This window comes from Lacisediminihabitans sp. (genome assembly GCF_036404185.1).
GTDB lineage: Bacteria > Actinomycetota > Actinomycetes > Actinomycetales > Microbacteriaceae > Lacisediminihabitans.
Map to the genome: position 1 here is coordinate 1 of NZ_DASWPB010000005.1, position 25915 is coordinate 25915.

Genomic DNA, 25915 nt, shown 5'->3' on the forward strand with positions numbered 1-25915 from the left:
CCCTCCGGTGAGGTGCTCGTGCCGTTCGTGAGGGCGATCGTGCCTGCCGTGGACATCCAGGCGGGCACGCTGACCGTCACCCCTCCCGCCGGCCTGTTCGAGGACCTCCCGGACGACGAGCCCGAGCCCGCCGCCCCCGAGCTGTAGCCGCCGCCGTAGCCGCAACTCTTCTCTTGTCGTCGCGGTGTTTCGTCGACCGCGCGCCCCTATAAAACCGGCGCGCGGTCGACGAAACACCGCGCGGATGGCGTGTTGGGTGGGCGCCGGGCGACGGGCCGCACGGAGGTCGAGCGCCTACTATCGACAGATGCGCATCGACATCGTGACGATCTTCCCGGAGTTCTTCTCGGTGCTCGACGTCTCCCTCCTCGGCAGGGCCAGGCAGAACGGCCTCATCGACCTGGCGGTGCACGACCTGCGCGACTACGCCTACGACCGGCACCGCACCGTCGACGACACCCCGTACGGCGGGGGAGCGGGCATGGTCATGCGGCCGGAGCCGTGGGGCGACGCCCTCGACAGCATCCTCTACGTGAGCGAGGCCCAGCACACCGAGCCGCCGCTGGTCATCTTCCCCTCGCCAGCCGGCGAGCTCTTCACCCAGGCGATGGCGCAGGAGCTCGCGACCGAGCGCCAGCTGGTCTTCGGATGCGGCCGGTACGAGGGCATCGATCAGCGCGTCGTCGACTACGCGGCCGCCAACGCCAGGGTCAGGCTGGTCAGCCTCGGCGACTACGTGCTCAACGGGGGAGAGGTCGCCACCATGGCGATGATCGAGGCCGTCGGCCGGCTCATTCCCGGGGTCATCGGCAATCCGGAGAGCCTCGTCGAGGAATCGCACTCCGACGGACTGCTCGAATACCCGAGTTACACCAAGCCGGCGCAGTGGCGCGGTCTCGAGGTTCCCCCCGTGCTGCTCAGCGGCAACCACGGGGCGATCGCGGCCTGGCGCCACGAGCAGCAGCTCGAGCGCACGCGCCGGGTGCGTCCCGACCTGCTCGCGCCGGAGCGGCCGGAGTAGCAGACGGCAGAGCCGGGCAGCCGGAACAGCCGAGCAGCCGGCCCTAGCGGGCGGTCAGCACGACCGGCCCGTCGTCCGTGATCGCGATGGTGTGCTCGGAATGCGCGGCCCGCGAGCCGTCCAAACTGCGCAGCGTCCAGCCATCCGGATCGGTGAAGATGCGGTCGGTGGTCTGCATGAGCCACGGCTCGATCGCGAAGACGAGCCCGGCCCGCAGGGGGAATCCCCGCCCCGGACGGCCGTCGTTGGGGACGTGCGGGTCGCCGTGCATCGTGTGCCCGACCCCGTGCCCGCCGAAGTCGGTGTTGACCGAGAAGCCCGCCTCGTGGCAGACCGCCCCGATCGCCGCGGAGACGTCGCCCATCCTGCCCCCGACCCTCGAGGCCGCGATGCCGGCGGCCAGCGCCCGCTCGGTCACCTCGATCATCCGCAGGTCCTCGTCGCGCGGGGTGCCGACGATCACGGTGACGGCGGAGTCGGCGACCCAGCCGCCGACGGATGCCGCGAAGTCGAGGCTGATCACGTCGCCGTCCCGCAGGCGGTAGTCGTGCGGCAGCCCGTGCAGGGCCGCGTCGTTGACCGAGGTGCAGAGCACCTTGCCGAAGGGCATCGCGCCGAAGGAGGGGTGGTAGTCGACGTAGCAGCTGACCGCGCCGGCGGTGCGGATGAGGTCGGCCGCGATCGCATCCAGCTTGAGCAGATTGACGCCGACAGCGGATGCCGCGGCCAGCTCCGTCAGGACGCCCGCGACGAATGTCCCCGCCGCCCGCATCTCGTCGATCTCCGCCGGTGTCCGCAACTCGATCATGGCTCCACTCCCTGTCCCTTCCACCAATTGTCTCCCCGCCGCGGGGACGTGGCTGGCACGGTGGCCCGCAGTGTGGCAGAATTACCCCTTGTGCTTGTCGCACGGTCCTGCCACAGGGGGAACCGTCATCGATTCGAGCACCACTCCTTCTGACGTTTCACCGAAACCGTGATCGACCTGTGGCGGTTACAGAGAGCGAACGACCATGCATATCCTCGACGCCGTCGATGCGGCATCCCTCCGCACCGACATCCCGGACTTCCGCGCCGGCGACAACGTGAAGGTGCACGTCAACATCGTTGAGGGAACGCGCTCCCGCATCCAGGTCTTCCAGGGTGTTGTCATCGGCCGCTCCGGCGAGGGCGTTCGCGAGACGTTCTGCGTGCGCAAGGTCAGCTTCCAGGTCGGTGTCGAGCGTACCTTCCCCGTGCACTCCCCGGTCATCGACCACATCGAGGTCGTCACCCGCGGAGACGTCCGCCGCGCGAAGCTCTACTACCTCCGCAACCTCCGCGGCAAGAAGGCCAAGATCAAGGAGAAGCGCGACGCCCACTAGACGCGCCGTTTCCTCGCAGCTTTTCCTGAGCTCCCCATCACCTAAAATGATGGGGAGCTCAGGGGTTTAATGACGGATAGCGGTGCGGTCGCCTCGACCGACAATGGGGAGAAGGCCACGCGCCCCCGCAAGCAGCGCGGTGTCGGCATCTTCATTCGCGACATCGTCCTGATCTTCCTCGCGGCGATCATCATCTCGGTCGGCATCAAGACCTTCCTCATCCGCTCCTTCTACATCCCCTCCGGTTCCATGGAGAACACTCTGCAGATCAACGACAGGATCATCGTCAACGAGCTGGTGCCCCGGATGGTTCCGCTCAAGCACGGCGACGTCGTCGTGTTCAAGGATCCGGGCGGATGGCTCACCGGCGACGGCGTCCCGCCCGCTCCCCGTCCGGCCGGCCTCGCCGGCGCGGTGGACTGGGTACTCTCCGCCGTCGGGCTAAGCGCCTCGGACAGCAACGATCACCTGATCAAGCGGGTCATCGGCCTGCCAGGCGACAAGGTGGCGTGCTGCAACGCCTTCGGTCAGCTCACCGTCAACGGCATCCCGCTGGTCGAGCCGTACATCACCCTCCAGCCGGGCAACACTAAGGCCACCAGAGACGACTTCTCGGTGACGGTGCCCAAGGACTCGCTGTGGGTGATGGGCGACAACCGCGACAACTCGGCCGATTCGGCGTACCACTACACCAACAACTCGCCGGGCAAGGGCTTCGTCCCCGTCGACGACGTCGTCGGCCGGGCCTTCGTCATCACCTGGCCCGCCAGCCACTGGGGCTGGCTGGGCGACTACCCCGACGTGTTCAACGGCGTCGAGAGCGGCACGAAGTAGGGTGGCCGTCGCCGACCCGACCCTCGAGGTCGAGACCGCGCTGCACGGCGGCGGGGCGAGGTACGTGATCGGATGCGACGAGGTCGGTCGCGGCGCGATCGCCGGCCCGGTCGCGGTCGGACTCTGCCTCGTCGACGTGACGGTCGGCCCGATCCCCGCGGGCCTGCGCGATTCGAAGCTGCTGACCGAGAAGCGCCGCGAGGAGATGGCGCCGCTCGCGGCGGGCTGGGGTCTCGCCACCGCCGTCGGTCTCGCCACCGCCGAAGAAGTCGACCGCTTCGGCATCATGAGGGCGCTCGGGATGGCGGGCAGGCGTGCGCTCGTCGAGCTGCACGAGGCGGGCGCGCGCATCCGGGACTCGGTCATCCTGCTCGACGGCAACGTCGACTGGCTGAACCCGGTCCTCGACTCGCGGCTGCCGCTGCAGACGAGGATCAAGGCCGACCGCGACTGCGCATCCGTCGCCGCGGCATCCGTCGTCGCGAAGGTGCACAGGGACCGCCTGATGATCGCCGCCCACGAGGGATATCCGGGTTACCGCTGGGACGCGAACAAGGGATACGGCAGCGCCGAGCACTTCGCGGCCATCGCCGAGCTCGGGCCGACGGCGCTGCACCGGCATACCTGGTTGCACGCTCCCACCCCGGCGAATTCGAACTAGAATCGTCGGAGCATGGACGAAGACGAGTTCGAAGACTACGACCGTGAGGTCGAGCTGGCGCTGTACCGCGAGTACCGGGACGTCGTATCCCAGTTCCGCTACGTTGTCGAGACCGAGCGGCGGTTCTACCTCGCCAACGAGGTCGAGCTGGTTCGGCAGGACACGGAGCACGACTTCTACTTCGAGCTGACCATGAACGACGTCTGGGTGTGGGACGTCTACCGCTCCGACCGGTTCGTCAAGTCGGTGCGGGTGCTCACCTTCAAGGACGTGAACGTGGAAGAGCTCTCCGCCAAGGAGCTGGAGCTTCCGAAGGAGCTCGCGCTCGACGAGTAGCGGTTCCGGCCTGCCTAGGCTGGATCCATGACACCAGAACTCCCCACCGACGAGAACCTCTGGCTGGAGGACATCCACGGGCCGGATGCCCTGGCCTGGGCCTCCGCCCAGAGCGAGGCCGCGCTCGCCGCCGTGTCCTCGCCGGAGCTCGACGTGCTGACCGGACGGTTGCTCGAGGTGATCGACTCCGAGGAGCGGGTTCCGTTCACGGCCAAGCACGGCGAGTTCTACTACAACTTCTGGCGCGACCGGGAGCATCCTCGCGGCCTGTGGCGGCGCACCACCCTGGAGGGCTATCGCGCGGAGACGACGACGTGGGAGGTGCTGCTCGACGTCGATCGGCTGGGCGCCGAGGAGGGCACGGAGTGGGTCTTCTCCCGCGCCCAGTTGCTGCCGCACGACAACACGCGGGCGCTGCTGTCGCTGTCGCCGGACGGCGGTGACGCCGTCACCGTACGCGAGTTCGACCTCGGGTCGCTGAGCTTCCCCTCCGACGGCTTCGTGCTGCCGACAGCGAAGAGCCGCGTCTCCTGGATCGACAGGGACACCATCTTCGTGGCCACCGATTTCGGCGAGGGCACGATGACGGCCTCGAGCTATCCGCGCACCGTGCGTCGGCTCCGTCGTGGCCAGTCGCCGGCGGATGCCGAGCTCATCCACGAGGTCGGCCCCGATGACCTCTCGGTCGGCGCCGTCCACGACCACACACCCGGATTCGAACGGGACCTCGTCTTCGAGGACCTCGACTTCTACCGGAGCAGGACCCTCCTCCTCACCGACGACGGGCTGATTCGTCTCGAGACGCCAGAGGACGCCGATGTCGAGATCCACGAACGATGGCTGCTCGTGCAGCCGCGATCCGAGTGGGAGACCGGCGGCGGCACGTACCCAGCCGGCTCGCTCCTGGCCATCGAGCTGGATCGTTTCCTCGCCGGTCGGCGCGACGTCGAGGTGCTGTTCAGACCGGATGCCCGCACGGCGCTCGAGGGCTGGAGCTGGACCCGCCACCACCTCATCCTGACCCTGCTCGTCGACGTGACCTCGCGTCTCGTCGCGCTCAGACCCGGGGATGGCTGGGCCCGCCGCGACCTGACGGGGCTCCCCGCGCTGAGCACGCTGCGGGTGGCCGACACCGACCCGGACGAGTCCGACGAGTTCTGGGTGCAGGCGACCGGGTTCACAACACCGACCTCGGTGCTGCGCGGAGTGATCGGCGAGGCGGAGCCGGAGGTGCTGAAGACCTCCGCGGCCTTCTTCGACGCCGCGCGGTTCGAGGTGCAGCAGCACTGGGCGGTCTCCGACGACGGCACGCGGGTGCCGTACTTCCAGGTCGCTCGGCGGGGGCTCGTGCTCGACGGCTCGCACCGAACGCTGCTCTCCGGCTACGGCGGATTCCAGATCGCGCGCCTGCCGGAGTACAGCGGGGTCATCGGGCGCGCCTGGCTCGAGCGCGGCGGGGTCTTCGTTCTCGCGGGCATCCGCGGCGGCGGGGAGTACGGTCCCGCCTGGCACACGGCGGCCCTCAAACGGAACCGGCCGCGCGCCTACGAGGACTTCGCCGCCGTCGCCCGCGATCTCGTGAGCCGCGGGGTGACGAGCCCCGCCCGGCTCGGCGCCGAGGGCAGGAGCAACGGCGGCCTGCTCGTCGGCAACATGCTCACCGGCTATCCGGAGCTGTTCGGTGCGATCGTCTGCGGCGTCCCCCTACTCGACATGAGGCGATACACGCACCTGTCCGCCGGTGCATCCTGGATCGCGGAATACGGTGATCCCGACGACCCGGACGAGTGGGACTTCATCCGCGGATTCTCGCCGTATCACCTGTTGCGCGAGGGGGTGCACTACCCGCCGGTGCTCTTCTACGCGGCGACGAGCGACGATCGGGTCGGGCCGGTGCAGGCCCGCAAGATGGCGGCCAGGATGCAGGCGATGGGCGTACCGGACGTGCTGTACTACGAGAACGCGGACGGCGGTCACGGCGGCGCGGTGGACAACCGGCACAGCGCCAGGCTGTTCGCGCTCATGTACGAGTTCCTGTGGAGACGGCTCGGCTGAGCCCCCTCGTCGCGGACGGTTCGTTTCTCTCAAGCGGGGGCTGCGCTCCGAGGGATTTTCTGGTTGACTTGGTGCGGCACGAAAGTGCTACGGCGGTGGGGCTCGCCGTAACCAACCTCGACATCTGGTCGACAACAGTCCCTATCTCTGCACCGTCGTGTGCCCGGAGATAGGAGACCCAGTGGTGACAGAGCCCTCGACGACCGCGATTCCTTCGACGTCCCCACGGCGGATCGTCGGGGTGGCCCCGGGGAACCCGCGGAGGTCGTCGCCGAACTGCCCGTCGACAGCGACCTCGATGTCGGCGAGACCCCGCTCGGACGTCCTCGTCCCATACATCTCCGGAGGCGCTACCTCGCCATCGTGGCCCTGGGAGGCGCCGTCGGCACGGCCGGCCGCGAAGCGCTGAGCCTCGCCATTCCGCCGATTCTCGGGCTGCCGGTCGGCACCCTCATCATCAACGTCGTCGGCGCGTTCGCCCTGGGCGCCCTTCTCGAGGCGCTGGCGAGGCTGGGGGCCGACGAGGGCATCCGTCGCACGCTTCGTCTTCTTCTCGGCACCGGTTTCCTGGGCGGTTTCACCACCTACAGCGCACTGGCGACCACGGTCGGGCAGTTGCTGAGCGCCGGTCGGACGCCGTCGGCTGTCGCCTACGGAGTGGCCACGGTTGTCCTCGGTGCGGTGGCCACCCTTTTCGGCATCGTGGCATCCGCCTCTGTCCATCGCCGCCGCACGGCATCCCTGGCGGACGCGGGGCAGGCGCGGTGAGCCCGCTCATTTTCGTCCTGCTCTCGGTCGGCGGTGGCCTGGGAGCAGCATTGCGACTTCTCCTCGACGGAATCATCAGAGATCGGCCAGCATGGCCAGCTTCGAGACGGTTCGACTCGTTCGTGAGGGCGAGTACGTCGCCGGACTGGTCAATGGCCTCGGAATGCTGATCACTGTCGTGCTTGCCGCTCTCCTCGGACTGTGGATCGGATCCCTGCCATGACGGCACGGATGCTCGACCACCCAGGCCGCTCCCGGTTATCACAGGTGCGTCCACGCCTGGACCGTGAGCGAGAGGGGGAAGCTTCTCCCTAGATGGAAGCTTCCCCCTCGCCTCTCCTCCCCAGCGTCATCCGCGGGGATCGGTACACGATTCGTCGGGCGGCTCGACGATCGGCCGCGGCGCCGGGCCATCCTCGTATCCGGAGGTGGACATGGCTGCGAAGGACGTGCTGGGGCGACGGGGTGAGGAGATCGCCTGCGACTTCCTGGTGGAGAGAGGCTTCCGGGTCATCGACCGCAACTGGCGGTGCGGCCAGGGTGAGATCGACGTCGTCGGTGTCGACGGCGACGAGACGGTCTTCGTCGAGGTCAAGACCCGGACGAGTCTCGCCTTCGGGCATCCGCTCGAGGCGATCACCGTCCCCAAGCTCGCCCGGCTGAGACGCCTGGCCGCCGCATGGTGCCAGGCGCATCCCGGCGACCACGACCGGATCCGCATCGACGCGATCGCCGTCATCGCCCCCTCGGTGGGAGCGCCGACGATCGAGCACCTGCGGAGGGTGTTCTGATGCCCATCGGCCGCACCTCCGCCGTCGCGCTGCTGGGGCTCAGCGGCACGGTCGTCGAGGTCGAGGCGGACATCTCGAGCAACCTGCCCGCCTTCGTGCTCATCGGGCTGCCGGACACGGCCCTCGGCGAGGCCAGGGACCGGGTGCGGGCGGCGGCGACGAACTCGGGATGCGGGCTGCCGACCCGCAAGATCACCGTCAACCTGTCTCCCGCCTCCCTGCCGAAACACGGATCCGGCTTCGACCTCGCGATCGCCATGGCCGCCCTCGCCGCCGCCGGAACCGTCGATGCCGAATCGGTTGCCGGCGTGGTGCATCTGGGGGAGCTGGGGCTGGACGGGCGACTTCGTCCGGTGGCTGGCATCCTCCCCGCCGTGCTCGCCGCCAGCCGTGCGGGGGCCTCCACCGTCATGGTGCCCGCGGCCAACGGCGACGAGGCGACTCTCGTCCCCGGGATCAGGGTCGTCGGCGTCGCCTCGCTGCGGGAGGCGGCCATCTGGCACGGCGGCCGGTTCGATCCGATCCCGGTCGATCCGGTCGGAGTCCCGGAGCCGGAGGACACACCCGCGGAGAGCCTGGTCGACCTCGCCGACGTCGTCGGCAACGATGACGCGATCGAGGCGATGCTGGTGGCCGCGGCCGGCGGTCATCACATGTTCTTCCTCGGGCCGCCGGGCGCCGGCAAGACGATGCTGGCGGCGCGGCTTCCCGGGCTGCTGCCCGACCTCGATCCGCAGGCCGCCCTGGAGGTGAGCTCCATCCGATCGCTGGCGGGGCTGCCCGTCGGGTCCTCGCTCGCCACCCGTCCTCCGTTGGAGTCCCCGCACCACACGGCCAGCGCGGTCTCGCTGGTCGGGGGCGGCAGCGCGACGATCCGCCCGGGGGCCGCGGCGCGGGCGTCCCACGGGATCCTGTTCCTCGACGAGGCGCCGGAGTTCCAGCCGGCGGCCCTCGACGCCCTTCGGCAGCCGCTGGAATCGGGGCGCATCAGCATCCATCGCGCGGGAGCCGTCGCCCACTATCCGGCGAGATTCCAACTCGTGCTGGCCGCGAATCCCTGCCCGTGCGGGCAGTACGGGGCGCAGGACTCCGACTGCGTCTGTCCGCCGCAGACGCGCCGTCGTTACCTCGGGCGGCTGTCCGGCCCCCTGCTCGATCGCATCGACATCCAACTGAGGGTGGCCAGGGTGACGGCCGCGCGGCTGCGGCTGGCGGAGGAGAGGCCCCGGATGACGACCCTCGAGGCCAGGCGGCGGGTCGAGGCGGCCAGGGGTGTCGCGGCCGATCGGCTGTCGGCGACACCCTGGCGGCTCAACTCCGAGGTGCCCGGCGCCTGGCTGCGGGGGACGACGGCGCGGTTGGGGGCGACGACGACGGTCGCGATCGACCGTGCTCTCGAGCGCGGCGGTCTCACCATGCGCGGCTACGACCGGGTGCTGCGCCTCGGCTGGACGATTGCGGACCTCGCCGGCGCGTCCCGGCCCACCGCCGACCATCTCGGCCGGGCGCTGTATCTGAGAAGGGCGCTGTCATGAGCTATTTCGGTCTCGACGAGGCCCAGGTGACATCGCTCGTCCAGGCGGTCACCTCCGCCGACGTCGACCCCGATCGGGTGGAGGAACTGTTCGCCAGGGCGACCTGGACCGGGATCGCGGAGCCGGGGGATCGGACGGCCGGAGAGCTGATCTCCGTGCTCGGCGCCCCCGGCGCGCTCACCGCCGTGGTCGAACAGTGGACCAGCGATCGGCTGGTCGCCGCGCTGGCGGACGGTGGTGAGACCGTCACCCGGCGCGAGCTCGATCTCGCGATGGCGAGGTGGAAGCCCAGGCTGGTCTCCTCCTCCGCCGTGAACGCCCTGCGTCAGGCGGCGGGATTCTCCGTGCGGCTGCTCGTTCCCGGCGACCGTGACTGGCCGGACGGGATGGCCGATCTCGGACCGCACGCTCCGTCCGCCCTCTGGCTGCGGGGCAATCGGTCCACCCTCGCGACCCTGGACCGTTCGATCGCGCTCGTCGGAGCACGCGCGGCCACCGGATACGGGGAACACGTCACCGCCGAGGCCTCCGCGGGACTCGTCGACCGCGGCTACACGATCGTGTCCGGCGCCGCATACGGGATCGACGGGATGGCGCATCGAGCCGCGCTGGCCAGTTCCGGCCAGACCGTAGCCTTCCTCGCCGGCGGAGTGGATCGCTTTTATCCGAGCGGTCACGAGGGCCTCCTCGGCACGATCGTGGCGAACGGGGCGGTGCTCTCCGAACTGCCCTGCGGCTTCCCGCCGACCCGATGGCGCTTCCTGCAGCGCAACCGGCTCATCGCCGCCGCGAGCCGGGCCACCGTCGTGATCGAGGCGGGCAGTCGTTCCGGTTCGCTCAACACCGCCGGCCACGCGGCGAGCCTCGGCCGGGCGCTCGGCGCGGTTCCCGGACCGGTCACGAGCGCGGCCTCCGTCGGCTGTCATCGGCTCATTCGCGACTTCACTGCCGTCTGCGTCACCAACGCCGACGAGATGGCCGAGCTCGCACCCCTTGACCCGGAGGAGATCGCGCCGGACGGGATCGAGCCGGAGGGGCCTGGCGCCCCGCCGGGGGCTCGCTCGGCCACGACGCCGGAGCGGATCCGCGTGCTGGACGCCCTGAGTTCGCGGGCACCGCGTTCCGCGGCCGACGTGGCGAGTAGGGCGGGGCTCTCCGTCGCGGAGGTGCAGTCCGTGCTCGGCCTGCTGGAGTTGGAGGGAGGAGCGATCGACCGCGATCGGGGATGGGTCAAGAAGTCCGGATGAAACGTCGGCCGCAAGAATTAGGGTGGTTCCGTGATCCCCTTCGGCAGGCATCCGGCTCCAGCGCACGTCATCGCCCACATCAGCGACACCCACCTCCTGGCCGGGGACCGGCCGCTCTACGGCGCGGTGGCGACCGGGCACAACCTGGTCGAGGCGATGGCAAGGCTCGAGCACTCCGGCGCCCGTCCGGAGGCGATCGTCTTCACCGGCGACCTGGCCGACCTCGGCGAGCCGGGCGCGTACCGGCGGCTGCGCGCCATCGTCGAGCCGGCGGCCGCGCGGATGGGCGCCCGCATCGTCTGGGTGATGGGCAATCACGACGAGCGGCTCCAGTTCCAGACAGAGCTTTTCGATGAGGCGGGTCAGGATCCGGCGCCCACGCAGGACAGGGTCTACGACATCAACGGCCTGCGCATCGTCGCCCTCGACAGCACCGTCCCCGGTTACCATCATGGCGACCTGACACGCGACCAGCTCGACTGGCTGGCCGACGAACTGTCGACCCCTGCGCCCCAGGGGACTCTGCTCGCGATGCACCATCCGCCGATCCCGACGCCCCTCGACCTCATGGCCCTGCTCGAGCTGCGCGGTCAGGACGGTCTCGCGGAGGTCGTCAGGGGGACCGACGTCCGCGGCATCCTCGCTGGCCACCTCCACTACACCACCCACAGCCTGTTCGCGGGGATCCCCGTCTCCGTCGCCGCGGCCACCTGCTACACGATGGACCTCGCCGCACCAGTCCATACGCTGTCGGGAGTCGAGGGCTCGCAGGCGTTCAATCTGGTCCACGTCTATGCCGATCAGGTGGTGCACTCTGTCGTGCCCATCGGCGGATTCCCGGAGGTGAGCGGGTTCGGTCGGCGCTTCGTCGAACGGCTCTCCGAGATGACCGCGGAGCGGCGGCTGGAGGTCTTCTCGAGCAAGGCCTCGACCACGACGGTCGCCGAGGTGGAGGGCGACGGGGAGGACTGAGGATCGCGGGAGTCGAGAGGACCGCCGGGCGCGGACGCGCCAGCGGCATGCCCGCGGTTCGTCGTCCGCCGGGGGAGTATGGGACCGTGCGACTCGACAGGGCGGTGGACGATTTCGCGGCGCATCTCGCCGCGGAGCGTGGCTTCAGCGAGCACACCGTGCGCGCCTATCGCTCCGATCTCGGTCAGCTCGTCGATTTCGCCGGCGATCGGGGGCTGACCGTCACGGACGAGCTCTCCCTCGACCTGCTGCGCGACTGGCTCTGGAAGAGCTCGCAGGCGGGACTGGCGAAATCGACCCTTGCCCGCCGGTCCGCGGCCGCCCGCGGCCTGACCTCGTGGCTGGCGAGGACCGGCTCCGCGGTGGCCGATGCCGGTGTACGGCTCAAGGCGCCGCGGCCGGATCAGCACCTCCCGCGCGTGCTCACGCGGGCACAGATCGAGGACATCCTCGCGGGGCTGGCGGCGCGGGCCGAGGCGGGGGACCCGGAGGGCCTCCGCGACCTCGCCATCGTCGAGCTGCTCTACGCCTCCGCGCTGCGGGTCAGCGAGGTGACCGGTCTCGACCTCGCGAGCCTGGATCTCGGTCGCCTCACCGTCCGCGTGCTCGGGAAGGGATCGAAGGAGCGGGTCGTGCCGTTCGGGGTCCCGGCGCAGAAGGCGATCGTCCGCTACCTCGAGGCGGGCCGTCCCGCGCTGCTCGAGCGGGCGACCGAGGTCACGAACGCGTTCTTCCTCAGCCGGAGGGGAGCCAGGCTGGGAACGCGCGCCGTCTACCGACTGATCTCTGGGCTGCTCGCCGACCTGCCCGGCAGCGGCCCCGCCGGACCGCACACCCTCAGGCACACCGCGGCGACCCACCTGCTCGACGGCGGCGCCGATCTGCGCGCCGTCCAGGAGATGCTCGGCCACGCGAGCCTCGGCACCACGCAGATCTACACCCACGTCTCCACGGAGCGCCTCAAGGAGAGCTACCGGGCGGCGCATCCCCGGGCGTAGGACTCGGCAGGTTTCCTCGACAATGGGGACTGACAATGGGACTTTCGGCCCTAGTCGGCCATCGAGCCCAGACACAGGCTGTAGCCACGAAACCGTCAGAGTCGAGGGAGTCAGTGCCATGAAGGCCGTCGTCGTCTACGAATCGATGTTCGGTAACACGCGGAGCATCGCCGAGGCAGTGGCAAAGGGATTGTCGGAACGGGCCACGGTGACCGTGGTCAACGTCAACGAGGTCGCCGGGATCCCCGGCAACATCGATCTCCTGGTGGTCGGCGGACCGACCCATGTCCACGGCATGTCGAGCGATCGGACGAGGGCCGGTGCGGTGGCCCAGGCCGGGGATCCCGCCAAGGGCCTCACGCTCGAACCGCAGGCGCCGGGGATCGGCGTGAGGACCTGGTTGAAGGAGCTCACGACGGTTCCTCCGCTCGTCGCCGCATTCGACACGCGGATGGGCGTACCCCGCGTGCTGTCCGGTGCCGCGTCGGCGAAGATCGAGCATGTTCTTCGGGGCCTCGGCGGCAGGCCGATCGTCGAGGGGGCGAGCTTCACCCTGGCGGGAAACGGTTCCGTCGACTCGGAACAGCTGGATCGCGCGCTGGTGTGGGGCCGCGAGCTCGGCATCGCCGCATCGGACGCGGTGGTCGTCGCGGGCGGACACTAGCCGCGTAGTCTTAGACCGTGACCCCACCGCTGGATGACCGGGTCGCCGCGCGGGTGGTCGACCGCCTGGCGATGCGATTCCCGCGCGCATCCCGGGATCACATTCTCACGATCGTCGACGACGAGTATCGGCCCCTCATGGACTCTCCCATCCGCCTCTACCTGCCGAACCTCATCGAGCACGGCGCGATCGGCCGGCTCCGGCTCGAGGCCAGGGGAGACCGTGCCAGGGGAGATCGTGCCGGGGGAGGCCGTGCCGGAGGAGATCGTGCCAGGGGAGACCGTGCTGGCGGAGATCGTGGGGGCGAGCCCGATCCGGCTGAGCCCGATCCGGCTGAGCCCGATCCGGGGGGCCCCGCTCCGGCGTGAGGCCCGCGCGTCTCACGGCCCCCGCCTCGTCGGCAGCAGCACCGAGCGGGGGATCCCGCCCAGGTAGTTGAGCGGCGAGACGTACTGTCCGTTCAGCCGCACCCCGAAATGCAGACATCCCTCGGGGCAATGCCCGGGCCGCACGGTGCCGATGACCTCACCGCGGCGCACCTCGGTCCCCTCCCCGAGGGACGTCTCCACGGGCTCGTAGCTGGAGAGCAGCCCGTCCGCGTGCCGGATCGACAGCACCGGCCGGTCGACGACGACCCCGGCGAAATAGACCACCCCGTCTGCGGGCGCCCGAACGGAGGCGCCGACCCCCGCGTCGATGTCGATCCCCCGGTGGCCGGCCGCATAGGGGGTCGGCGGCGCGACGAACGGCCGGGCGATGGGATGCGGCGGGTCGATCGGCCAGGCCCAGCTCACGGTCGTCCCCGCCGCGGCAGCCGCGGGAACCGGGGCGGGGGAGAGCGCCACCAGGAGCCCGACGAGCAGGATCGCCGGGCCACCGAGCCGGGTCGGCCGGACGGCCGCGAGCGGGGACAACACCCGATCAGGATGGCAGCGGCAATCCCCTCCCGGGGCGTGGAGACCGCGACCGGGGACGGCCCGCGGGCGACCGATCGGTGGAGGAGTGGAACCGGACGGGTGATGCTACACTTTTCGGAGCACTCCGCTCTGCGGGGTGACTACGCGTGCCCAGTTCTCGCCCTGATCGGCGGGACATCACGCCACCGCATCCACTCAGTCCTTGTCCTCACGCAGGTGAGACGAGGCGGATGCGCGCCGGGCACCAGGATTGGCCGCCGACCGGCGGTCATAACAAACTGAAACAGCGTTGTGCCGTGTTGTGCCGAGGAGGCACGACGATCACGACGCGGACAAGGATCGGCCATGGCCGTTGTTACCATCCGCCAGCTGCTCGACAGCGGCGTTCACTTCGGACACCAGACGCGTCGCTGGAACCCCAAGATGAAGCGATTCATCCTGACCGAGCGCAGCGGCAGCCACATCATCGACCTGCAGCAGTCGCTGCAGTACATCGACAAGACCTACGACTACGTCAAGGAGACGGTCGCCCACGGCGGCACCATCCTCTTCGTCGGCACCAAGAAGCAGGCCCAGGGCTCCATCGCCGAGCAGGCGCAGCGCGTCGGCCAGCCGTTTGTCAACCAGCGCTGGCTCGGTGGCCTGCTCACCAACTTCCAGACGGTCTCCAAGCGTCTCGCCCGCATGAAGGAGCTCGAGGAGATCGACTTCGACGACACCACGCGCGGCTACACCAAGAAGGAGCTGCTCATCCAGCGCCGCGAGCTGGTCAAGCTGCAGCGCTCCCTCGGCGGAATCCGCAACCTCACCAAGACCCCGTCGGCGATCTGGATCGTCGACACCAAGAAGGAGCACCTCGCCATCGACGAGGCGCACAAGCTCGGCATCCCGGTCATCGCGATCCTCGACACCAACTGCGACCCCGACGAGGTCCAGTACCCGATCCCCGGCAACGACGACGCGATCCGCTCCGTCGGACTGCTGACCCGGATCATCGCGGATGCCGCGGCCGAGGGTCTCATCCAGCGTCACCAGAAGCCCGCAGAGGGTGATGCCGTCGAGCCGCTGGCCGCGTGGGAGGCCGAACTGCTCGCCGCGTCGGAGACGCCGTCCACCGAGGCGGAGAAGATCGAGGCCGTCGACGGCCTCGTCGAGTCCGCCCAGCCGGACGCCGCGGCCGTTGCCGAGGTCGTCGCCGCCGAGGAGCCCGTCGCCGAGAACGACGCGGATGCCGTCGTCGCCGAGCACGAGGCGACCGCCGACGCGACCATCGTCCCGGAGCACCACGTCGAGTCCGACGCGTCGGCCGAGGCCAAGCTCGAGGCCGAGGCCACCGCAGACGAGAAGAAGCCGGCAGCGCCGGCCGCCGCAGAGACCAAGTAAGGAACCGTACGATGGCAGATTTCAGCCTGGAAGACCTCAAGACCCTGCGCGAGCGCCTCGGCACCGGCATGGTGGAGACCAAGAACGCTCTCGTGGAGGCCGGGGGAGACCTCGAGAAGGCCACCGAGCTGCTGCGCCTGCGCGGAGCGAAGAGCAACGCGAAGCGGAGCGACCGCTCCACGAGCGAGGGCCTCATCGCGGCCAAGGAGAACGGGTCGACGACGACGCTCATCGAGCTCGCCAGCGAGACGGACTTCGTGGCCAAGAGCGCGAAGTTCATCGCCCTCGGTGACAGGGTGCTCGACGCCGTGGCCGCCGCGGGTGCGAAGAACGCCGAGGAGGGCCTCGCGGCGAAGGCCGGCGACCAGACGGTCGCCGAGCTCATCGGCGACGAGGCGGCGATCCTCGGCGAGAAGCTCGAGCTGCGTCGTGTCGCCCTGGTGACCGGCGAGAAGTTCGCTGTCTACCTCCACAAGACCAACAAGGACCTGCCCCCGCAGGTCGGCGTTGTGGTCGGATACTCGGGTGACGACGCGGAGACGGCTCGCAGCATCGCGCAGCACATCTCCTTCGCCGACCCCCAGTACCTCAGCCGCGACCAGGTCCCCGCCGACGTCGTCGACAACGAGCGCCGCATCGTCGAGGAGATCAGCCGTGGTGAGGGCAAGCCGGAGGCCGCGCTTCCCAAGATCATCGAGGGACGCGTGAACGCCTTCTTCAAGCAGGTTGTGCTCGGCGATCAGGACTACGCCAGGGACAACAAGCTGTCCGTCTCCAAGGTGCTGTCGGATGCCGGATTGACGGTCACCGACTTCGCTCGATTCAAGGTCGGCGCCTGACCGGTGCCGACCATGGGCTCGAATCGCTTTCGCGGTTCGAGCCCTTTTTTCTGCCGGGCGACAGCCGGCCACCGATACCCTGTAACGAGCCACGATTCAAAGGAGAGAGCATGACGGACACGCGCAAGAGACGGGTTCTGCTGAAACTCTCGGGTGAGGCGTTCGGCGGGGGTGCGCTCGGGGTCAACCCCGATGTGGTCAGCTCCCTCGCCAAGGAGATCGCCCTGGCCGCGAAGGACGTCGAGATCGCGATCGTCGTCGGCGGAGGCAATTTCTTCCGCGGCGCGGAGCTCTCCCAGCGCGGCATGGACCGTGGTCGCGCGGACTACATGGGCATGCTCGGGACGGTGATGAACGCCCTCGCCCTCCAGGACTTCCTCGAGCAGGCGGGAGCGGCGACCCGGGTGCAGTCGGCCATCTCGATGACCCAGGTCGCCGAGCCGTACATCCCGCGGCGCGCGGAGCGTCACCTCGAGAAGGGCAGGGTCGTCATCTTCGGCGCCGGCGCCGGCCTGCCGTATTTCTCCACCGACACGGTCGCGGCCCAGCGGGCCCTGGAGATCGGCGCCGACGTGGTGCTGCTGGCCAAGAACGGCGTGGACGGCGTCTACGACGCCGACCCGCGCACCAACTCGGATGCCTCGAAGCTCGACCACGTGACCTACCAGGAGGCGCTCGTGAAGGGCCTCAAGGTCGTCGACTCCACGGCCTTCAGCCTGTGCATGGACAACGGGATGCCGATGGTCGTCTTCGGCATGGAACCGGGCGGAAACGTCACGGCCGCGATCCGCGGGGAGAGCATCGGCACGCAGGTCTCGAACTGACTCGGTAAACTTGCGGCTAGTTCCATTCCCCTACGAGGAGACCCCCGTGATTTCCGATGTCCTGGCCGAGGCCAAAGACAAGATGCACAAGTCCGTCGACGCCGCGAAAGAGGACTTCGCCACCGTGCGCACCGGTCGCGCCAACCCCGCCCTGTTCCAGAAGATCCTGGTCGACTACTACGGAACGCCCACCCCGCTCGGGCAGCTCGCCGGCATGAACAACCCGGAGGCCCGCACCCTCGTCATCACCCCCTACGACAAGGGCGCGCTGAAAGAGATCGAGCGGGCGATCGTGAACGCGCCGAACCTCGGTGCCAACGTCGGCAACGACGGCACGATCGTCCGGGCGACCCTGCCGGAGCTGACCGAGGAACGCCGCAGGGAGTTCGTGAAGATCGTCAGGGCCAAGGGCGAGGACGCCAAGGTGTCGATCCGCAACATCCGTCGCAAGGCGAAGGACGATCTGGATGCCCTCAAGGAGGTGGGCGACGACGAGATCGCCCGCGCCGAGAAGGAGCTGGAGGCCGTCACCCGGACCAACATCGATGCCATCGATGACGCGTTGAAGAAGAAAGAAGCCGAGCTTCTCGAGGTCTAGATGTCTGATGCTCCCGACGGTCTTCCTCCGGCCGTGACCCCTCCGACACCGCCCCGGCGACGCGGACTCTTCAAGCGCGGAGAGATCGAGGCGAGGGCACACGCGCTCGAGGTCGACTTCAAGGCGCAGGTGGCCGCGACGCGGGCGCAGCTCGACGCCACGAGCGTCCGCATCGTGGAACGCACCGGGCGCAACCTGCCGCTGGCCATCCTCATCGGCGTCGGCCTCGGCGTCACGCTCGTGCTCAGCCTGGTGTTCGTCAAGGCGCTGTTCATGGTGTTCGCCGGCCTGCTCATCGGCTTCACCTCCTTCGAGCTGGCCAGCGCGCTGCGCTTCGGCGGTCGCGACGTCCCCCGGTGGCCGACCGTCGTGGCCGCGCTGGCGGCCATCCCCGCCTCCTTCTACTTCGGGGACGAGGGCCAGTGGATCGCGATCCTCGCCGGCATCCTCTTCGTCACCCTGTGGCGGGTCGCCGAGCTCGGCAGGCCCTCCCATCGCGTCGATGCCCGCCGGTTGTGGGCCGACATCGCCGCGGGCGCCTTCGTCATGGTCTACGTCTCGTTCCTCGCGAGCTTCGCCGTCGTCCTCACCGCCCAGAACGGCGGCCAGTGGTGGACGCTCGCCTTCCTCGTGCTCGTGATCTCCGTCGACACGGGGGCGTATGCGACCGGGCTGTCCTTCGGCAAGCATCCGATGGCGCCCAGGATCAGCCCCAAGAAGACCTGGGAGGGCTTCGCCGGCTCCGTGGCCGCCGCGCTCATCGCCGGCGTGCTCCTGTCGATCTTCATGCTGGAAGAGCCGTGGTGGTTCGGCCTCGTCTTCGCCGCGGTCATCGTCTTCACGGCGACGATCGGAGATCTGACCGAGTCGCTGATCAAACGCGACCTCGGCATCAAGGACATCAGCACCTGGCTCCCCGGTCACGGCGGCTTCCTCGACCGGCTCGATTCGACCCTGCCGAGCGCGGCGGCCGCGTACATCCTCTTCCTGCTCTTCACCTGATCGGTCGCCCGGGGTTCCCGATGGGCGGCCCCCAGGGGCGCCCGGATTGTCGCTCGCGCGCCCGAGGCGTCACAATAGACGCGTGAGCACAACGTTTCCCCGCACCCGCAACTCGCGCAGAGGGTACAGCGTCGAGCAGGTCGAAGACTTCCTCGAGGACGCGCGACGCGCGTACACCGCGGAGCCGTCCGAGCCGACGGTGGTCACCGCGGCGAGCATCCGTCAGATGGCCTTCGACATGCAGAAGGGCGGTTATTCCGCCGTGCACGTCGACGCGGCCCTCGAGCGCCTCGAGGATGCCTTCGCCAGTCGCGAGCGCGAGCGCGCCATCCAGCAGCGGGGCGACGAGGCCTGGTACACGGAGGCCCGCGGCATCGCCCAGGAGGTGCTCGACCGTCTCGCCAGGCCGGAGGGCCACCGCTTCGACCGGGTGAGCTTCCTCAGCAACGGGTATCGCCGGAAGGACGTCGACGCGCTCGGGAACCGGTTGGTCAGGTACTTCCAGGACGGCAAGCCGATGAGCGTGGAAGAGGTGCGCACGGCGGCGTTCCGGCCCCAGAAGGGCGGCTATCGCGAGGCGCAGGTGGACCTGCTGCTCGACGCCGTCGTCAACGTGATGCTGGCGGTCCGCTGAGTTTCGTACCGGCGGACGGCCGCCCGCCTGGTAAAGTGTCCTAACTGTGGCTAGGCATTCGAGTTCTTCGACGCCCGCGATCGCCGGAACCGGCGCCGGGACCGAGCCCTTCGGGCGCTACACGCCCAGTCGGCGCACACTGCCCGGTTTTGCCTTCTGCGCGGCCCTCGCCTTCGTCCTGGTGCTGATCTTCGCCCCTCGGCAGGCCCCCGCGGCATCGGCGGAGACGATCCCCGCCGAGCGCGGCGCGCAGAGTTTCGTCGCCGGGGCCGGGTACACCCAGGCGCTCGATCGCGACAACTACGGCATCACGAAGAAGGTCGTCATCCTTCCCCCCGCCCTGTCGGTGCCCGCCGTCGGCATCCCGGACCCGGGGACGGCCCAGGCGATCGGCTACGCGCTCGTCCACGCCCGCGGCTGGGGCGACGATCAGTTCGCCTGCCTGGTGTCCCTGTTCAACCGGGAGTCGCACTGGAACGTCTACGCCTCCAACCCCAGTGGCGCCTATGGGATCCCGCAGGCCCTTCCGGGATCGAAGATGGCCTCGGCCGGCGCGGACTGGGCCACCAACCCCGCGACCCAGATCACCTGGGGGCTCGGCTACATCCAGGGACGCTACGGGACCCCCTGCGGCGCCTGGGCACACAGCCAGTCCTCCGGCTGGTACTGACCCCCCGGCCTTCCGGCCGGCGATGACCGCTCTCTAAACTGGGCGGATGGAGTCCGCCGAGTTCGCCAGGTACGCGCTGCTCGCCGTGGTGGGCGTCGTCACGATCGTCGCGGTCGCGGTGTTCTCCAAGCGGCTCGGTGTCGCCGCCCCGCTCATCCTCGTCGTCGTCGGAATCGCCGCGAGCTTCCTACCCGGGCTGGAGTCGTTCACGGTGCCGCCGGAGGTGGTGCTCGTCGGACTGCTGCCCCCACTGCTCTATTCGGCGGCCATCAACGTCCCCATCGTCGACTTCCGGCGCAACCTCAACACGATCTCCGCCCTCTCCGTGCTGCTCGTCATCGCGACCGCATTCGTCACGGGCGCCCTCCTGTTCGTCATCTTCCCCGAGCTCAACTTCGGTGCGGCCGTCGCGCTCGGCGCGGTCATCAGCCCGACGGATGCCGTCGCGGCGACCTCGCTCGGCAAGCGACTCGGTCTCCCTCCGCGGCTCGTGACCATCCTCGAGGGGGAGAGCCTCGTCAACGACGCGACCGCGCTGGTCCTGCTGCGCTCGGCGATCGCCGCGGCCGCGACGGCGGTGAGCTTCTGGGGCGTCGTCGGCGACTTCGCCTCCTCCGTGGCCATCGCGATCGTCGTCGGCCTGGCGATCGGATTCGTGACCGTGTTCCTGCGCTCGAAGCTGCACGACCCGGTGCTCGACACCGCGATCTCCTTCGTGACCCCGTTCATCGCCTTCATCCCCGCGGAGGAGCTGCACGCATCCGGTGTCCTCGCCGTTGTCGTGGCGGGACTCTATGCGGGGCACAACAGCGCGAAGCGGTTCGGCCCGCAGGCCCGCATCAGCGAGCGGCTCAACTGGCGCACCGTCCAGTTCATGCTGGAGAACGGCGTCTTCCTGCTCATGGGCCTGCAGATCAACGGGATCGTCAGGGCGGTCAAGCCGAGGGTGTTCCCCCTGGAGAGCGCCTTCCTGGTCGGTCTGCTCATGACGGTGGTCATCATCGTGGTGCGGTTCCTCTTCGTCGGCCCGCTGCTCGTCTGGCTGCGCAGGCACAACGAGCAGAGGGCCCGCAGCAACCTCCGGTTCGGGGAGGCCATCGACCGGATCCGCCGGATGACCATCCAGAGCGAGCGGTTGCAACGGCGGCGCGAGCGCGCGGAGCGGATCTACACCAGGCGCAGCACGGATCTCACCAGCCTGCGCGAGGAGGGCTTCGGATGGCGCGGCGGTCTCATCCTGTCCTGGTCGGGGATGCGCGGGGTGGTCACGCTCGCGGCCGCCCAGTCCCTCCCGGAGACCTTCCCCTACCGGGAACAGCTCATCCTCATCGCCTTCACCGTCGCGATCGCCACCCTGCTGCTGCAGGGCGGGACGCTGCCCTGGGTCATCGCGGCGACGGGCATCCGCGGCACAGACAGGGTCGCCGATCGCCGGGAGCTGGCCTCTCTCGTCGAGGAGATGAGCTCGGCGGGACTCCAGGCGCTGGACAATCCGTCGATCGTGCTGCCGGGCTCCGAGCCGTTCGATCCCGAGGTCGTCGAGCGGGTGCGCAACGACACCCGACTGACGACCGAGGCCGCGTGGGAGCGCGCGGAGAACGGCAACGGGGCCGACGCGCTGGCGCATTCGCCCCATCAGCAGTATCGCGCCCTGCGACGCGAGGTGCTCCAGGCCGAGCGCAACGCCCTGCTGGACGCCCGCGCCCAGGGGACCTACGCCTCGCGCATCCTGGACCGCGCCCAGACGATGCTCGACCTCGAGGAGACCCGGATCGAGCAGCTGGACAACCCCAGCGGATCCTGACCCGACGCGAACTAATTAGGCTGGACGGGTGCCAAGGTCGAATCGTCCCCGCCGATCCCGCCCGGGGAGCGACGACGACGTCGACCTGTCCAGGGTCCTCTACGGCGGCACGCGCACGGAGACCAAGCGTGACGGCCTCTGGACCGTGCAGTCGATCTCGCCGGCGTCGGCGGTCAAGTACTACGTCTGCCCCGGATGCGGCCTGGAGATCGCTCCGGGCACCGGCCACGTCGTCGCCTGGCGTGCCGACGGGCTCATGGGCGAGGCGGACGACATCGCCGCCAGACGGCACTGGCATTCCCACTGCTGGAAGATCCACTAGGAGATCATGGAAATCAAGGGCGGCGTCGAGCTTCCGGCTCGGCGCGAGGACATCGAACTGCACACCGAGGACGGGCTGACCCTCGTCGGCGAGCTGTCCCTGCCTGCCGAGCGGGAGCCGGTGGCCACGATCGTGGCCCTGCACCCCCTGCCGACGGCCGGCGGGTTCATGGACTCCCACATCATCCGCAAGGCGGCGGCACGGCTGCCCGCGCTCGCCGATCTGGCCGTCCTGCGGTTCAACTTCCGCGGGGTGTCGTCCCCGCGCGGAGTGTCGGAGGGCGCCTTCGGGGAGGGCATCGACGAGCGGCTCGACCTGGCGGCGGCGATGCGGTTCGTCGCGGAGCGCGGCCTGCCGCATCCGTGGATCGTCGGGTGGTCCTTCGGCACGGAGGTTGCGCTCAAGCACGGCCGCTCCTTCCCGGTCGAGGGGGTCATCCTGCTCTCCCCTCCGCTGCACAGGACCACGGATGCCGAGCTGGCGGCCTGGGCGGGCAGCGGCAAGCGGCTCGTGGCCGTCATCCCCGAATTCGACGACTATCTGCGACCGGCGGAGGCGGCGAGTCGTTTCGCCGTCGTGCCCGAGACCGAGTTCGTCGCCGTCGAGGGCGGCAAGCACCTCTGGGTGGGGGAGACGCAGACCCGCCGGGTGCTGAGCGAGATCGTGCTGCGGCTGAACCCCGCGGCCCTGCCCCTGCCGGAGACTTTCCCGCCCGCAGGCTGACCGCCGCCCGCAGGCTGACCGCCCCCTCCGAAATGACCGCCCCTTCCGAAATGACCCCGCCCCTTCCGAAATGGCGGATTTCCCGCTCGTAATCGACCCGAATCGGGCGAAATACCCCATTTCCTCGGCGGAACTCCGTCATTTCGGAACGTAGCGCGGCGGATGCGCGGTGCGGCCGGGCGCGGGGCGGGCGGCTAGAGCTCGTTCTGCCTCGGGACGATGACCTGGTCGAAGATGAGCAGCACGGCGGCGGCGACGGGGATGGCGATGAGGGCGCCGAGGATGCCGAGCAGCGAGCCGCCGGCGAGGGCCGCGACCACCACGATCGCTCCCGGCACCTTCACCGCCCGCGTCATGACCCGGGGGTTGATGACGTATGCCTCGATCTGCATGTAGGCGAGGTAGTAGACGCCGACCCAGAGCGCGACGCCGGGACCGGCCAGGAGCAGTGTGCTCAGCGTGATGAGGACGCTGCCGCTGAGGGTGCCGACCAGCGGCACCAGCGCGAACAGGAAGGCGATGAAGGCGAACAGCGCGGGGTACTTCGCCCCGAAGATCGACATGATCGACAGGAAGATGAAGCTCGCGATGCCGTTCGCGAGGGCGATGGTGCCCTGGCCCACCACGTAGCGTCCCACCGAGGTGGCGATCTGCTCGGTGATGTCGGAGAACCGGGCACGCTTGGATGCCGGAACGAGCTTGTAGAGGCCGCGCTTCATGCTCGAGAGCGAGGCGACGAAGTAGAGCGTCAGGATGAAGATGATCAGGAAGCCGGTGACGCCGCTGGCGATGCCGACGCCAACGGTGAAGATGCGGCCGCCGATCGTCGCCACGTTGTCCCTGAACCAGGTGCCCGCGGTGGTGATGATCTGATTGAGGTCGATCCAGTCGGGCAGGTTCTTCTGCACATCCGAGATCCAGGTCGAGGTCGTGACGGTGGTGATGAACTCCGGCACGCTCGAGATCAGGTTGTTGACCTGATCGACGACGACGGGGACGATGGCGAAGACGAGCCCGACGAAGATCCCGAGGATGCCGAGAAGCACGGTGAGGATGGCCGCCCAGCGGGGGAAGCGGTGCCGTTCCAGCCAGGAGACCGCCGGGTCGATGCCCAGGGCGAGGAAGAGCGCGGCACCGATGTAGGTGATGATCGTCTGCAGGGTGATGACCGCCTCGCCGATGGCGACGGCGACCAGAACCCCGAGCCCGCCGAGGAGGCCGACGCGGAACGCGTTCTGAATCTTCACCACGGCTCCCGGTCGAACGACTAATTGTCGGTGGTGACCTTCTCAGCCTCCGAAAGCACGGTGCGCAGGCTTTCGAAGTAGCCGGCCACGGCTTCGCGCTCAATCCTAATCTGGCTGAGGCGTTCCTCGGCGTCGGACACGAGCTGCTGGGTGCGGTTCTCCGCCTCGGCCACCATCGCCTTGGCGCGCTCCTCGGCATCGGCCAGGATGGCGGCCGTCTGCTCCGCCGTCTGCTCGCGCAGCGCCTTCGCCTCCGTCCGCGCCTGGTCCGTGATCGTGGCGGCCTCGGTGCGCTTCTCGCTCGCGGCGATTGTGGCCTCCGTCAGCTGCGCCTGGGCCTCGTCGAGGTACTTCTGGGTCTGAGCGACGGCCTCCTGGTGCTTTGCCAGGAACTCCTTCTCCGCCTCGTCCCTTCGGGCCTTGAGCTCGACGTCGAGATCGGCGCGCGCCTGCTCCGCGTCGAGCTCGAGCCTGCTGCGGCTCTCCGCGACATCGTGGTCGACCTGGGCCGTCCTCTGATCCAGCTCGCGGGTGACCTCGGCCTGGCGCTGCTCGATCTCCCTCGCCAGATTCGCCCGCTGCTCGTCGATGTCGTGCGCCAGGTTCGTCCGCTCCGTCAGGGTCTCCGCCGCGACGGTGGCCCTGGTCTCCGCGATCTCCTGGGAGAGCTCGTTGCGGCTGCGCTGCGCATCCAGCTCGAGTCGGGTCCGTGCCTCGACGGCCTCCTGCTCGAGCAGCGCCCGCGTGCTCGCGGTCTCCTGCTCGAGCGCCGCCCTGGCCTCCGCGGTCTCCTCCTCGAGCCTGGTGCGCGCCTCGTCGATCTCCCGTGCGAGCTCCGCACGCTGGTTCTCGGTCGCCTGGGCGTGCGCGAGGCGGTCCGCCTCGATCTCCCTGGCGAGGTCGCCACGCTGATGCTCCACCTCGCGGGCGAGATCACCCCACTGCTTCTCGCTCTCGCTGGTGAACTCGGCCCTGGCGAGCTCGGTCTCGCGGGCGAGCGCCGCCGCCGCCTCCCTCGCCTCGCCGACCTCGCGGGCGACCACCACCTTGAGCTCCGCGGAGTCCCGCTCGGCCTCGGCACGAACGGCCGCCGCCTCGCGCTTCGCGGTCGCCCTGACCTCCGCGGCCTCCGTCGCGACGGCGCCGCGGATGGCCGCCGCCTCCCTCAGGGCCTCCTGGGTCAGCGTCTCGGCCTCGTCCCTGGCCCGGTCGAGGATATCGATCGCCTCGGAGTTCGCGCCGGAGAGGATGCGGTCGGCCGCGGCCTGCGCGTCGGAGAGGATGCGTTCCGCCCGCTCTGTCGCCTCGGCCCTGAGGCCGCCGACCTCGGCCTGCACGGAACTGCGCAGCTTCTCCGCGTCGATGTCGGCCTGGCTGATCAGCCGGGTGGACTGCTCTTCCGCGACCCGCAGGGTGTTCTCGAGCTTCGTGCCCAGCCCGCTGTACGTCGGGCTGCCGGTCTCCTCGATCTCGGCCTGGAGGTCCTCGACGGTCGCGCTGAGGCGCTTGACCTCCTTGGTGGCGTCGGCCTTGTCCTGGTTCGCCTTGATCAGCTCGCGGCGCAGATCCTGCAGGGCCCTGTCGACCTCTTCACGGTTGTAGCCGCGCATCGCAGTGCTGAACGTCTCGTCGTCAGTAGCCACGGTTTCTCCTCGTCAGTCAGGGATCCGCCCAGGAATCCGGGTCGAACGATCCGAGTTTATCCC

The 25915-nt window shown here is 69.4% G+C and carries 29 protein-coding genes and 1 pseudogene; 26 read left to right on the plus strand and 4 right to left on the minus strand.

Annotated elements, in window-relative coordinates; all coding sequences use genetic code 11:
- Positions 1 to 147, plus strand: a pseudogene (locus tag VGC18_RS00195) (ribosome maturation factor RimM); the annotation flags it as partial.
- Positions 148 to 307: 160 nt separating this feature from the next.
- Complete coding sequence (gene trmD / locus VGC18_RS00200) at positions 308 to 1021, plus strand: tRNA (guanosine(37)-N1)-methyltransferase TrmD (protein ID WP_331092981.1); 714 nt, start codon at positions 308 to 310, stop codon at positions 1019 to 1021.
- A 43-nt stretch (positions 1022 to 1064) separates the two neighbouring features.
- Here trmD and map read toward each other — a convergent pair whose 3' ends face one another.
- Positions 1065 to 1829, minus strand: coding sequence for a type I methionyl aminopeptidase (gene map, locus VGC18_RS00205; RefSeq protein WP_331092983.1), 765 nt, complete (start codon positions 1827 to 1829; stop codon positions 1065 to 1067).
- Positions 1830 to 2034: 205 nt separating this feature from the next.
- Here map and rplS point away from each other — a divergent pair, with 205 nt between their 5' ends.
- From rplS to VGC18_RS00275, 14 genes are all read left to right on the plus strand, one after another.
- The gene (rplS, locus tag VGC18_RS00210) at positions 2035 to 2385 is read left to right on the plus strand and encodes a 50S ribosomal protein L19 (protein ID WP_331092985.1); all 351 of its coding nucleotides are present in this window, start codon (positions 2035 to 2037) and stop codon (positions 2383 to 2385) included.
- Positions 2386 to 2454: 69 nt separating this feature from the next.
- Complete coding sequence (gene lepB, locus VGC18_RS00215; RefSeq protein WP_331092987.1) at positions 2455 to 3219, plus strand: signal peptidase I; 765 nt, start codon at positions 2455 to 2457, stop codon at positions 3217 to 3219.
- 1 nt (position 3220) lies between these two features.
- The gene (locus VGC18_RS00220; protein ID WP_331092989.1) at positions 3221 to 3880 is read left to right on the plus strand and encodes a ribonuclease HII; all 660 of its coding nucleotides are present in this window, start codon (positions 3221 to 3223) and stop codon (positions 3878 to 3880) included.
- A 12-nt stretch (positions 3881 to 3892) separates the two neighbouring features.
- Positions 3893 to 4216, plus strand: a complete 324-nt coding sequence (locus tag VGC18_RS00225) for a DUF2469 family protein (protein WP_097061390.1) — start codon at positions 3893 to 3895, stop codon at positions 4214 to 4216.
- Positions 4217 to 4243: 27 nt separating this feature from the next.
- The gene (locus VGC18_RS00230; RefSeq protein WP_331092995.1) at positions 4244 to 6271 is read left to right on the plus strand and encodes a prolyl oligopeptidase family serine peptidase; all 2028 of its coding nucleotides are present in this window, start codon (positions 4244 to 4246) and stop codon (positions 6269 to 6271) included.
- A gap of 159 nt (positions 6272 to 6430) precedes the next feature.
- Positions 6431 to 7039 (plus strand): fluoride efflux transporter FluC, encoded by a 609-nt coding sequence (locus VGC18_RS00235; RefSeq protein ID WP_331092998.1) that lies wholly within the window; start codon positions 6431 to 6433, stop codon positions 7037 to 7039.
- Positions 7040 to 7130: 91 nt separating this feature from the next.
- Entirely contained in the window at positions 7131 to 7262 is a 132-nt protein-coding gene (locus VGC18_RS00240) for a hypothetical protein (protein ID WP_331093000.1), read from the plus strand.
- Between the two features lie 211 nt (positions 7263 to 7473).
- The gene (locus tag VGC18_RS00245) at positions 7474 to 7830 is read left to right on the plus strand and encodes a YraN family protein (RefSeq protein WP_331093002.1); all 357 of its coding nucleotides are present in this window, start codon (positions 7474 to 7476) and stop codon (positions 7828 to 7830) included.
- Positions 7830 to 9365 carry a YifB family Mg chelatase-like AAA ATPase gene (locus VGC18_RS00250; protein WP_331093004.1) on the plus strand — a complete coding sequence of 512 codons (1536 nt, stop codon included), beginning with the start codon at positions 7830 to 7832 and terminating at the stop codon, positions 9363 to 9365. Before VGC18_RS00245 ends, VGC18_RS00250 begins: the two co-directional genes overlap by 1 nt.
- Positions 9362 to 10612, plus strand: a complete 1251-nt coding sequence (gene dprA, locus VGC18_RS00255) for a DNA-processing protein DprA (RefSeq protein ID WP_331093006.1) — start codon at positions 9362 to 9364, stop codon at positions 10610 to 10612. The genes VGC18_RS00250 and dprA overlap by 4 nt, the downstream gene beginning before the upstream one ends.
- 30 nt (positions 10613 to 10642) lie before the next feature.
- Positions 10643 to 11584: a phosphodiesterase gene (locus VGC18_RS00260; protein ID WP_331093009.1), complete on the plus strand. Its 942-nt coding sequence runs from the start codon at positions 10643 to 10645 to the stop codon at positions 11582 to 11584.
- A gap of 86 nt (positions 11585 to 11670) precedes the next feature.
- Complete coding sequence (locus tag VGC18_RS00265; protein ID WP_331093011.1) at positions 11671 to 12582, plus strand: tyrosine recombinase XerC; 912 nt, start codon at positions 11671 to 11673, stop codon at positions 12580 to 12582.
- 118 nt (positions 12583 to 12700) lie between these two features.
- The gene (locus VGC18_RS00270) at positions 12701 to 13246 is read left to right on the plus strand and encodes a flavodoxin family protein (RefSeq protein WP_331093014.1); all 546 of its coding nucleotides are present in this window, start codon (positions 12701 to 12703) and stop codon (positions 13244 to 13246) included.
- A gap of 17 nt (positions 13247 to 13263) precedes the next feature.
- Positions 13264 to 13614 (plus strand): three-helix bundle dimerization domain-containing protein, encoded by a 351-nt coding sequence (locus tag VGC18_RS00275; protein WP_331093016.1) that lies wholly within the window; start codon positions 13264 to 13266, stop codon positions 13612 to 13614.
- 12 nt (positions 13615 to 13626) lie between these two features.
- Here VGC18_RS00275 and VGC18_RS00280 read toward each other — a convergent pair whose 3' ends face one another.
- Positions 13627 to 14163: a M23 family metallopeptidase gene (locus tag VGC18_RS00280; RefSeq protein ID WP_331093018.1), complete on the minus strand. Its 537-nt coding sequence runs from the start codon at positions 14161 to 14163 to the stop codon at positions 13627 to 13629.
- 345 nt (positions 14164 to 14508) lie between these two features.
- Between VGC18_RS00280 and rpsB the strand changes: the two genes are divergently transcribed.
- From rpsB to VGC18_RS00330, 10 genes are all read left to right on the plus strand, one after another.
- The gene (gene rpsB, locus VGC18_RS00285) at positions 14509 to 15546 is read left to right on the plus strand and encodes a 30S ribosomal protein S2 (protein WP_331093020.1); all 1038 of its coding nucleotides are present in this window, start codon (positions 14509 to 14511) and stop codon (positions 15544 to 15546) included.
- An 11-nt stretch (positions 15547 to 15557) separates the two neighbouring features.
- Complete coding sequence (gene tsf, locus VGC18_RS00290; protein ID WP_331093022.1) at positions 15558 to 16385, plus strand: translation elongation factor Ts; 828 nt, start codon at positions 15558 to 15560, stop codon at positions 16383 to 16385.
- Positions 16386 to 16495: 110 nt separating this feature from the next.
- Positions 16496 to 17209, plus strand: a complete 714-nt coding sequence (pyrH, locus tag VGC18_RS00295) for a UMP kinase (RefSeq protein ID WP_331093024.1) — start codon at positions 16496 to 16498, stop codon at positions 17207 to 17209.
- A gap of 46 nt (positions 17210 to 17255) precedes the next feature.
- Positions 17256 to 17807, plus strand: a complete 552-nt coding sequence (gene frr / locus VGC18_RS00300; RefSeq protein ID WP_331093026.1) for a ribosome recycling factor — start codon at positions 17256 to 17258, stop codon at positions 17805 to 17807.
- Positions 17808 to 18809, plus strand: a complete 1002-nt coding sequence (locus VGC18_RS00305) for a phosphatidate cytidylyltransferase (RefSeq protein ID WP_331093028.1) — start codon at positions 17808 to 17810, stop codon at positions 18807 to 18809. It begins immediately after the preceding gene.
- A gap of 82 nt (positions 18810 to 18891) precedes the next feature.
- On the plus strand, positions 18892 to 19443 hold the full coding sequence (locus tag VGC18_RS00310) for a DivIVA domain-containing protein (protein WP_331093030.1): 552 nt from the start codon (positions 18892 to 18894) through the stop codon (positions 19441 to 19443).
- A 46-nt stretch (positions 19444 to 19489) separates the two neighbouring features.
- A complete protein-coding gene (locus tag VGC18_RS00315; RefSeq protein ID WP_331093032.1) occupies positions 19490 to 20113 on the plus strand; it encodes a transglycosylase SLT domain-containing protein in 624 nt (207 codons plus the stop codon).
- A gap of 46 nt (positions 20114 to 20159) precedes the next feature.
- A complete protein-coding gene (locus tag VGC18_RS00320) occupies positions 20160 to 21917 on the plus strand; it encodes a sodium:proton antiporter (protein ID WP_331093034.1) in 1758 nt (585 codons plus the stop codon).
- Positions 21918 to 21945: 28 nt separating this feature from the next.
- Positions 21946 to 22239, plus strand: coding sequence for a hypothetical protein (locus VGC18_RS00325; RefSeq protein ID WP_331093036.1), 294 nt, complete (start codon positions 21946 to 21948; stop codon positions 22237 to 22239).
- 6 nt (positions 22240 to 22245) lie between these two features.
- Positions 22246 to 22962, plus strand: a complete 717-nt coding sequence (locus VGC18_RS00330; RefSeq protein WP_331093038.1) for an alpha/beta hydrolase — start codon at positions 22246 to 22248, stop codon at positions 22960 to 22962.
- 194 nt (positions 22963 to 23156) lie between these two features.
- On the opposite strand, the gene VGC18_RS00335 is transcribed toward VGC18_RS00330, so the two are convergent.
- Together VGC18_RS00335 and VGC18_RS00340 are read right to left on the minus strand one after the other, a co-directional pair.
- Complete coding sequence (locus VGC18_RS00335; RefSeq protein ID WP_331093040.1) at positions 23157 to 24209, minus strand: AI-2E family transporter; 1053 nt, start codon at positions 24207 to 24209, stop codon at positions 23157 to 23159.
- Positions 24210 to 24229: 20 nt separating this feature from the next.
- A complete protein-coding gene (locus VGC18_RS00340; protein ID WP_331093042.1) occupies positions 24230 to 25852 on the minus strand; it encodes a DivIVA domain-containing protein in 1623 nt (540 codons plus the stop codon).
- Between the last annotated feature and the right edge of the window lie 63 nt (positions 25853 to 25915).